6 protein-coding genes and 2 pseudogenes are annotated in these 9869 nt (G+C 34.3%); all 8 read right to left on the reverse strand.

Annotation, left to right across the window (positions count from 1 at the left end):
- Positions 1-18: 18 nt before the first annotated feature.
- Entirely contained in the window at positions 19-753 is a 735-nt protein-coding gene (locus tag IPH11_12460; GenBank protein ID MBK6914414.1) for a hypothetical protein, read from the reverse strand.
- A complete protein-coding gene (locus tag IPH11_12465; protein ID MBK6914415.1) occupies positions 737-1876 on the reverse strand; it encodes a PQQ-like beta-propeller repeat protein in 1140 nt (379 codons plus the stop codon). The genes IPH11_12460 and IPH11_12465 overlap by 17 nt, the downstream gene beginning before the upstream one ends.
- Positions 1873-4681: pseudogene (locus IPH11_12470) on the reverse strand (BamA/TamA family outer membrane protein). Before IPH11_12470 ends, IPH11_12465 begins: the two are co-directional and overlap by 4 nt.
- A gap of 41 nt (positions 4682-4722) precedes the next feature.
- Positions 4723-5757 (reverse strand): bifunctional phosphoglucose/phosphomannose isomerase, encoded by a 1035-nt coding sequence (locus IPH11_12475; protein MBK6914416.1) that lies wholly within the window; start codon positions 5755-5757, stop codon positions 4723-4725.
- A 7-nt stretch (positions 5758-5764) separates the two neighbouring features.
- A pseudogene (gene ptsP, locus IPH11_12480) lies at positions 5765-7530 on the reverse strand (phosphoenolpyruvate--protein phosphotransferase).
- Positions 7527-7793 carry an HPr family phosphocarrier protein gene (locus IPH11_12485; protein ID MBK6914417.1) on the reverse strand — a complete coding sequence of 89 codons (267 nt, stop codon included), beginning with the start codon at positions 7791-7793 and terminating at the stop codon, positions 7527-7529. Before IPH11_12485 ends, ptsP begins: the two are co-directional and overlap by 4 nt.
- Positions 7793-8788, reverse strand: coding sequence for a polyprenyl synthetase family protein (locus IPH11_12490; GenBank protein ID MBK6914418.1), 996 nt, complete (start codon positions 8786-8788; stop codon positions 7793-7795). The genes IPH11_12485 and IPH11_12490 overlap by 1 nt, the downstream gene beginning before the upstream one ends.
- Entirely contained in the window at positions 8785-9825 is a 1041-nt protein-coding gene (locus IPH11_12495; protein ID MBK6914419.1) for a type 2 isopentenyl-diphosphate Delta-isomerase, read from the reverse strand. The genes IPH11_12490 and IPH11_12495 overlap by 4 nt, the downstream gene beginning before the upstream one ends.
- Positions 9826-9869 lie beyond the last annotated feature (44 nt).

Consider the following 9869-nt stretch of genomic DNA (forward strand, 5'->3'; position numbering starts at 1 on the left):
ACTTCGTCGTTTAATTTTTTATTCTGCAAAAACATTGTAAAGAAGATATCCAAAATTTAGTTGAAGCAGTCCAAACGATATGCCTGAAATAAGGTCATATTTTTTAGTTAGATCAAGTGATGCTTGATTGCCCGTAAATTTATAATCATCATAATTATCATCGGCTAAAAGCTTGTAGTAAGCAGTCACACCGCCAAGAACGGCAACTGCGCCAAGAATAATTTTAAACTGAAGCGTTTCAAGAAAACTTTCTTTTTTTGTGCTGCCAATAAATTTCAAATTGAAAATATTATTTTCCGTTAATTGATTGGATAGAATAGACAGAGACTCGAATCCATCTTTAGAAATGAGGAAGGGGGAAAGATTCTTATTTACAAATAATGGTGTATAACCAAGTAATGAATCGCCGCTGATAATTTTTGCATCCTGTGGTTTAGAATCGAGAAAGACTTCTTCACTGAAGAAATATTTAAAATATTTTTCATCACAATCATCAACATAGATAGTGTCAAAAATTGTTTTTGCACCAAGTCTATCACTGTTTTCCATCAATGTGATTTTATAAATCCCTTTTTTTAGTTGAAGCATGAACTGATTGCTTTGTTCAAACTCAAGTCCATTAAATGATAAAATTACATTTGGAATATCACATTCGATAGTAATCGCTGCCTGACAACTATCCTGTGCTGAGATTAAAATATTAAGTGCCAGGACAAATAGTACCACAAATTTTATTTTATCTAATAAATTCATAAGCCTCGAGATTTCCATTGTCATAACCAATATAAAGAGTACTGTCTTTTATCACAGGTGTAAGTTTTGCTCTGCCATTAAGTGAATGATTTTCTGTAATCTGGCCTGTAAATTTATTCACAAAGTGAATTTGTTTATTCTGATCCGGTACTATTAAAAAATTATCCGTTACCGCAGGAGTGATGTTCAAAATTCCATCAACAATCGAAGTCCAAATCAACTTTCCATTAACGGAAATATTCAAATTGAATAATTGACCCTTGAGATTACCAAAATAGATTGATGAATCATCAGCAGCGGGCGTCATTGTAATCCTGCTGCCACTTTGAAAATTCCACTTTTGCGAGCCGTCAGAATTTAAACAGAATAAATTGCCATTATGATCTCCAACGAAAATATTATTACGGCTGATCATTATCCCGGTATCGAACATTGATTCAAATTTTTTTCTAAAAAGAATTTCACCGGTACCGGCATTAATAAAAATAATTTCTCCTTTGTCATTGCCGACTACAATATTATTATCCAGCATTGCGGGTGAACATCTGATTGTTGATTTAGTATCAACCTGCCAAAGTTTTTCACCAAGAAAATCATAGCGGTAGATTACCCCTTTTTCCGTCGTAAAAATTATTCCATTCGACATTAAAAGCATTTCAGTTTTCACTTTACCTTTTATTACAATTTCTTTGTAAAGTTCAGCACGCGAAAAATCATAAATAATGATTGAAGTTAAATCCTCATTAAAATGTACATTGGCAAAAATTACCCACGAACGATGAATCAAGGGTGTGGTAAAGATTGATCCTTTATAAGAAATATGTCCGATCTTTTTACCTGTTGAAGTATTATAGCAATAAACTCTTCCTGAAAGATCATTAACAAAAAGATAATGGTTATGAAACACAACCGATGAATTAGCAAAGCTTCCGCTTACTGAATAATCATATTTCCGTTTTATCGAATCCGTAACTGAGATGGGGAAGTAAAATGTCCGCTGATTGGTCTTTCCAAAAACAGGATAGGGATCATTATCTTTTAGAAAATTAAGCTTGATACTTGAGCCGATACAGCCCGAAAGAATAAATGTTGTAAGCAACAGTATATAAAATATTTTTTTCAAAAATCCCATCCGAAAAAAAACTGGTAGAATAATCGAGGTTGAAATTTTGTAAAGTTTTGTTCAATACGTTTTCCAATATCATAACGCAAGACAAGCAAACCAAAAAGATTTATTCTAAAACCAAAGCCGACACTCCCAAGTGTTTCGATATATTTTTGATCCCACGCTCCGCCTGCATCAAAAAATAAAGCACCACGAATTCCGCCAAAGCCAATATTCACAAAAGGCAGTCTTAAATTAATTTCATCAATGAGCGGAAAGCGAAGTTCTGCAGACCCCACCCATGCTTTCTCGCCGCGTATTGACCATAAAGGATAACCGCGTAAATCCCAGCTCCCGCCGATTAGATAGCGGCGCGCTTCTTTGCCTTCGTTGTAATAAAGCGAAGTTCGCAATGCGATTGTTGAAAGAAATCCCAGACGGAAATAATGCCTGTAATCGGCGATAACACTAAAGTAGTTTACATTACTGAATTTCACATCGCCTGTATAGCCGAGTAAAATTTTTGTTCTGATTCCGTCAACCGGTCCCGATGGTCCCCAAAGTGAATTATCCATCACGTACGAAAGACTGTTACTTACTAACAAAGCTTTTCTTTCAATGACGCCTTCAATTACTTCCTTATCCGAATTGGCAACAGTTAAAGTAGCTTCGATTCTTTGAAATTTAGAAAGGGGGTAGCTCATTCCAAAATAGCCGCCAAAACTTCTTTCGAAATAAAAAAGATCAGCATCACGCACATCATATCTTCTGCCGCTAAAGTGAAAAATTCCATAACCGTAATTAGTTCTGGTTGAAAGATTGATCTTCTGCATTACGATATTGAAACTTTTGAGAAATTCACTCTGCGCTTGTGCCGAATTAAAAATCAAGAAATCATATCTATCATCGCCAAGTAAATCACTTAATGTTAGTATTGCCCCTCCCCGTGTTCCATAGATTGGATCAGTAACAATTTGACTTTGAGCATAATCGAGCGTGTAATCTTTTTCATACTTTAATTCCTGCTGACTCGGGGGAGTGTTTATCTGATCCGGTATCCATTTATTTCGGCTGATATTACGCGATGAAACATCAATCCCGATTGTATCAGTCTCGGAATTTTTTAAATCAATTGAATAAATATTAAATGAAAAATTTTCGAATCCGCCAAAAAGTATTTTAGTTGAATCAACAAGCGAAGGATAAAAAGAGCTTGACAAAAAAGATGTGACTTTAAATATTTTATTTTCTTGTAAGTTATCCGATAAGTTCATCTTCCAGATATTTTTCACGCCATCATAATCAGAAGTGAAATAGAGCTGTCTTTTGTCAGCCGAAATAATTGGCGAAGATGAATTGGCATTTAGGTAGGTAACTGGTGAAATTAATTTTGTCGAAAAATCATAAGAAAATAAATTGTACTTACCTGCAAATTCTCCTGTTGTTCGATCCGAAGAAAAAATTATTTGACTTGTTGAAGAATACACCGGATCGCGATCATCATAATAATCGTTTGTTAATCGCAGCAGTTCGTATGTTAACAAATTATAAACGAAGATATCACTGAATCCTTTTCGATCCACAGCTTGAAAAATTAATTGATTAGAATCATCAGAAAATTTTGGCGAAGAAAGACTGACTAAAAAATCAAATTGTAATTTTTTATTAATTTCATCTTCGACAATATCATATAAATAAATTGCATCAGTAGCTCCTGACTTTGAAACAAAAGCAAGTGATTTGTTTTTTGAAATATCTATCGAAGAATAAAAGGGATGGAAGGCTTCATACTCATCTGTTTTTTCGCCTCGCAAAACCAATTCCGGTGAGAGTGCCTCCCCCTCCTGATCATAAGTGAATCGGTATATTGAAGAGTAGCCATCACGATTAGCAACAAAATAAACATAGTCAATAGAATCAATGCTGCATTGCCTGGGAGCAAAATTAAAACCCCAGTCAGTAAGTTTTTTTGCATTTAGTTCAACCGGGAAATTAGATTGAAGCAGCGGGAAATATTTTTTTTTAAGATAAATCAGCCACCCTTTGTCAATTTCTTCGATAGGTTTTCCAATTGTGTATGCTATAACATCTTCAAAATCCGAATACATCCAAAAGTTATCAATAAACTGAATGACTTTTTCTTCGCCATACTCATCCTTGATATATTCAAGAAAATTTTGCCCCTCCTTATACATTAAAAATGTTCCGTATATCAGATTCATCCGATCAAGACTAAAGAAATTATTATTTATCACTGCATCGCGCATCACCATTTCAGCTTGTGCATCAACTTTAGTTGATAAAAATTCTGCCACACCCTCAGTAAACCACAGCGGTGGAAAAGATGAGACATTTTTTTTATGATCTCTTTGGATTCTTAAAATTTTTGTAGTTACAAAAACGTGAACAAGTTCGTGCCTGATAACATGTTTAAAATCGCTTAATGAACCTGTGTTGGGAATTACCACCCTTCCTTTCAGAAATTCAAAAAAAGCCGCCGACACCATCAGGTATAAATCCCGGTGTTGTATTGGTCTGTTGAAAATGAAGTGAAGTGTTATAAAATATCAGTGGTATTTTATACGTAACAACATGATTGAGCTTTATTTTTAATTCTTCGTAAACTTCTTCAGCATAGGCAGCGCCGATAGAAGCGACGACCTGCATATCATCATAATAATAAATATTGAAATGATCAGTCTCAATCACTTTCCAGTTAAATTTATCCCATTGCACTTTGTTCCTTCCAAAGAAATAAATTTGACCTTCGGAAGTAGAGATTGAAACTATAAAAAATACAAGAATTAGTAATTTATACTTCACACTTACATACTGTGATGATTAATAAATTTTTTATTTATCAGCTAAGCCAATCTTTCTTTAAGAGTATTGATGTTGTTTATCTCTGTTGGATCAAAAGCTCTTAGCACTGCTGTATAGTAAGTTATCCAATCAGTTAAATAAATCAAATCCATTAATCGCACCTTAAATTGATTCTTATTACTCGAAAGGTTAATAACCTCAATTCCACTTTTTGCAGCGAGTTCAGAAGTAATTTCAAATCGCTTTTTTATTTGGGGAAGATAGCAATCATCATAAACGGTAATAAGTTTCGCCTGAAATTTATCATCATCGAAAGATTCCCAGCCGATGATTTCATTGTGATTTAATTCAGGAATAACATTATGGAATGCATGCAGTTTTGAATTTTCATTCAACTGACATTTAAATCTGTAACCAACCGCGGATGTGACATCAGCAGCGGAATAAATAATAGGAATGTATCCTATAATTTTTTCTGCGTAAGAATGCGCAAGATTATTTTCAGTTGAAAATATTTCTCCATTTTGTTTCCATAATTCACGAATTTCTTCGACATATTTTGATTGATCAGGAATGAGGTTTAGGGTTTGAAAAATTTTCAGCAAAGAAAAAAAACTTAATCCAAGTGCATATCTTGGCTGCAATCCGGCTGGAATAACAACAACCGGAATATTATTTTTTTTGGCAGTTTGACTAATTTTTCCACCGGTAGAAATACAAATGACCTGACATTTTTTTTTAAGTGCATGGTTAAGTGCAGAAATAGTTTCCTCTGTATTGCCTGAATAAGAAGATACAATTACAAGCGAGTACTCATCGGCATATTCGGGAAGGAAATAATTTCTATTGACTGAATAAGGTATTTTAATTTCACCTGCACAAAAATTTTGAAGCAGGTCACCGCTCATAGCAGAGCCGCCTAAACCTGTAACAATAATTGAGCTAATGTTTTCTTTTTTAATATTTCCTAAATCATTTGGATTATTCCATGCGTAATCAATTTGCTTATAAGTATCAATTAACACTTTGAATTGATTTTGAGGATCATATTTATGAACTAATTCTTCAACAGTCATTTTACTCCTAAATTATTTGTCTTGTTCTTGTTATGTTATTATCTGCAAAAAACTTTTCGAGTTTACTAATAATTTCTTCCTGCGTACGAAGGGTGAGGCATTCCTCGGCAAGTTCTTTGGCTTTTTTATAGTCACAGCTTCGGATAATTCTTTTAGCATAAAGAATAGTAGATGGAGAAATGCTCAACGAGTCTAAACCGAGTCCAATTAATAATGGAATTGCAAGTGTATCGGCAGCCATCTCGCCGCAAACGCTGACCGATTTATGATTCTTCTTCGCTTCCTTTACGATATGCTGAATAGTTCTGATAACCACAGGGTTAAATTCCTGGTAGAGATTTGAAACAAGATCATTCCCTCTATCAACAGCCATTAAATATTGAATCAAATCGTTTGTACCAATACTTATAAAATCCACTTCTTCAGAAAATTCTTTTGACATAACAGCCGCAGAAGGAACTTCAATCATGACTCCAACTTTGATATGATTATCAAAATGTATTTTATCTGCTTTTAATTCCTTCTTACAGTCAGTAATAATTTCTTTAGACTTCCATATTTCCTCAATTGTAGAAATCATCGGAAGCATTACCTGAATGTTTTTATTCTTACTCGCTCGAAGAATAGCTCGGAGCTGTGTCTTGAACAAACTTAAATTTTCAAGCAGCAGTCTAATTCCCCGCAGACCAAGGAATGGATTAGGTTCAACAAAATCGAGAAATTTAAATTTATCCCCTCCAATATCAAAAGTTCTAATTATTAAAGTTTCCGGATAAATTCTTGAAGCAAGTTTAGAATAAATATCTGCTTGCTCATCCTCAGTCGGGAATTCTCCAAGCTCATCTAGAATCTGCTCGGTACGATAAAGCCCGATTCCATTTGCACCTGTTGTAACAACTAAATCAATCTCTCCCGAAACATCAACATTAGCCATCAACTTAATTTCTTTTCCATCGAGAGTTTCAGCAGGAAGCTCCTTCAGGTCAATTAATTCTTCTTGAAGTTTGAGCAAGCGGCTTATTTTTTGAGAAAAGAAATTAATTTGTTCTTCCGATGGATCGAAAATAATATAACCGTGAAATCCATCAACAATAATTGTTTGATCGTCCTTCAGAATTTCTGTTGCATTATGAGTACCAACAACAGCAGGAATATTTAACGAACGCGATACTATGGCGGCGTGTGAAGTAATCCCCCGTGATCAGTGACAAAGCCCTTCACATTATTGCGTGAAAGTAATAGTGCATCCGCCGGAGTTAAAGAATCGCTGACAACAATTACATCGTGTTTAATTTTTGATTGTAGTCTTTTCTTTTGAAGATTACGAATGATTCTATTTTTAATATCATCAATATCGTGCGCACGATCTTTCATATAAGACTCGTTTGACAGCACCATTAATTCCTGATATTTAGATATTTCATCATGGACAATATATTCGGGCTGTCTTAATTCTTTTTCAATTCGATAAATAATTTTTTGTAAAAGAATTGGATCATCGAGGATCATCATTTGTGCTTCAAAAATTGATGCGCGTGCATCATCCATTTTTTCACGCGCCATAGCAAAAATTTTTTGAAGCTCTTTTTTAGATTTATTTAATGCTTCATTAAAATTTTTTATAGCTTCATCAACATTAGTAATTTCACCTTTGTTTATATCCAGTTTTTCTTTTGTAAATAAATAAACCTGTCCGATAACGATTCCGGGTGCGGCAGCGATTCCAGTCACCTTGTTTAAAGAATTTTTATAAAGTTTACTGAAGCTTTTCATAATTCATCAAACCCTCTGTTAAAGTATTCTGCAATTTCAAAGGCTGCTTGTTCTTCATCTTCACCGTCAAATGTAAGTACTATTTCGGCACCTGTTTCAGCAGCTAAAGTCATCACGCCGATAATGCTTTTACCGTTTATTTGAACTCCATCTCGTGAGATAAAAAATTCACATTTATATTTTGCAGCGAGTTTAACAATAGTCGCCGCCGGTCTTGTATGCAGCCCGGCTTTGTTTACAATCTTTACTGTTTTTTCAATCATTATTTATTTCTTTTGATTAATGAATCAGCAAGCCAGCGAAAAATATTCACCTCTCTCTTATTTGAAAGATTCTCAATTGATCTTAATGCTTTGTTCGAATAATTACGAATAGCAGTTTTTGCATCATCAATCACACCAAGCTTTTTATAAAGCTGTTTATACTTTTCAATTTGATTTGATCGAATGCCCTTATTAGCAATTACTTTTAATAAATCTTCTTTGTCTTTGCCTTCAGCTTTTTCTAAAGCTACAATAAATAAAAATGTTTTCTTGCCTTCAATTAAATCACCGCCGATGCGTTTGCCAAAATCAACTTTATCGGCTGTAATGTCTAACAAATCATCCTGAATCTGAAAAGCGATTCCTAAATATTTACCGTAAGCAGAAAGTGCTTTAATATCCTGCTTACTTCCGTTAACAAGGTAACCACCAAGCTCGCAGCACATTTGTGCAAGTGCAGCAGTTTTTTTACTAATCATTTCGATGTACTCATCCAGCGAAACATTTTTTCGAGTTTCAAATTGTGTATCAAGACTTTGTCCTTCGCAAACTTCTACCAATCCATGAGTAAATGCGTTTAGTGCTTCTCTGGCATTAACTTTACAATCCTTCAAAATGAACTCATAAGCAACTGCGAGCAGCGAATCACCTGCAAGAATTGCAGTATTCAAATTATATTTTTTATGAAGCGTTAAATTTCCACGCCGCAAATCAGCATTATCCATTATATCATCATGGACAAGTGTAAAGTTATGAAGCATCTCAACAGCAACAGCAGCATTGTAAACTTGCTTCGGTTTTCCTCCCACAGCCTTTGCAGAAAGGATCACAAGCAGAGGTCGTAAGCGCTTTCCGCTGCTTTCTAAAATATAAGAAGCAGGTTTGTAAAGTTCCGATGGCTGTCTATCTTTTAATGCTGTTGAAAGTCTTTGATCGATAATTTTTCTCTCTTTTTCGTAGATGAGAAAATATTTTTCCGCAACAGAAGGTTTCAAAACAATTCTTCCTTTTTGATAAGCTTATTTTTTTTAAGCTCATTAAGATTTTTTGATCCCGTTAGAAACATAATTTTTTTAACGTAATCAAACCAATTTACAATTTTTTTCTGAACCGCATCCTCGCCATCATTCATCAAAGTCTGAAGAATAATTCTTGCTGAGGCAGCAACATCAGCACCGAGAGCAAAGGCAACAGCAAGATCATTCGCAGAATTTATTCCGCCTGAACCAATTAAAGCGAATTTATACTTTTTCTTTAAAGGATAGATTTCTCTTAAACAGTAAGATGTTGGTAATCCCCAATCCCAAAAATCATTTCCAGATTTGCTTCTGATAATTTCAACACCAGCCCAGCTTGTGCCTCCAGCGCCAGCTACATCAATTCCGCTAATGCCAATACTTAATAATTTCTTTGCAGCGTCCTTACTAATTCCTGAACCAACTTCTTTTATTATTATTGGAACTTTTGCTTTTGAAATTAATTTTTCCAATTTCTTCAATAGACCGACAAAATTTGGTTCACCCTCCTTTTGCAGTAATTCTTGCAACGGATTTAAGTGAACAACAAACGCATCTGCTTCGAGCATATCAATCAAAGATAAAATTTCAGTCAGTTTCTTTGATTGGACAAGTTGAGCCACGCCAATATTTCCAAGCACCGGAATATTCTTGGCGGTTTTACGAATTATCTTGTATGAGTCGTGATAATTTTTGTCTTCGAGTGCTTGTCTTTGACTGCCTACTCCTATTGGTATTTTTAGTTCGTATGCAATAGAAGCTAATCTTAAATTTATATTTTCTGCTTCCGCTGTGCCGCCAGTCATACAGGAAATCAAGAATGGAAATTTTATTTTTTTTGAAAAGAGATTTGTATGAAATGATATTTTGGAAATATCAACTTCAGAAATTGCATTATGGATAAAATCATATCTCTCAAAACCATTTGTCTTTGATTGGAATGCAACATTATCTGTTAAGCAAAGTTCGAGGTGCTCTTTTTTTCTTATGGATATTTCGTTATTTGATTTCGACATTTCTGAATTGATTATTTATTCGGTTGCAAAATATAGAAAATAAA

Source organism: Ignavibacteriales bacterium (assembly GCA_016709155.1).
GTDB lineage: Bacteria > Bacteroidota > Ignavibacteria > Ignavibacteriales > Ignavibacteriaceae > JADJEI01.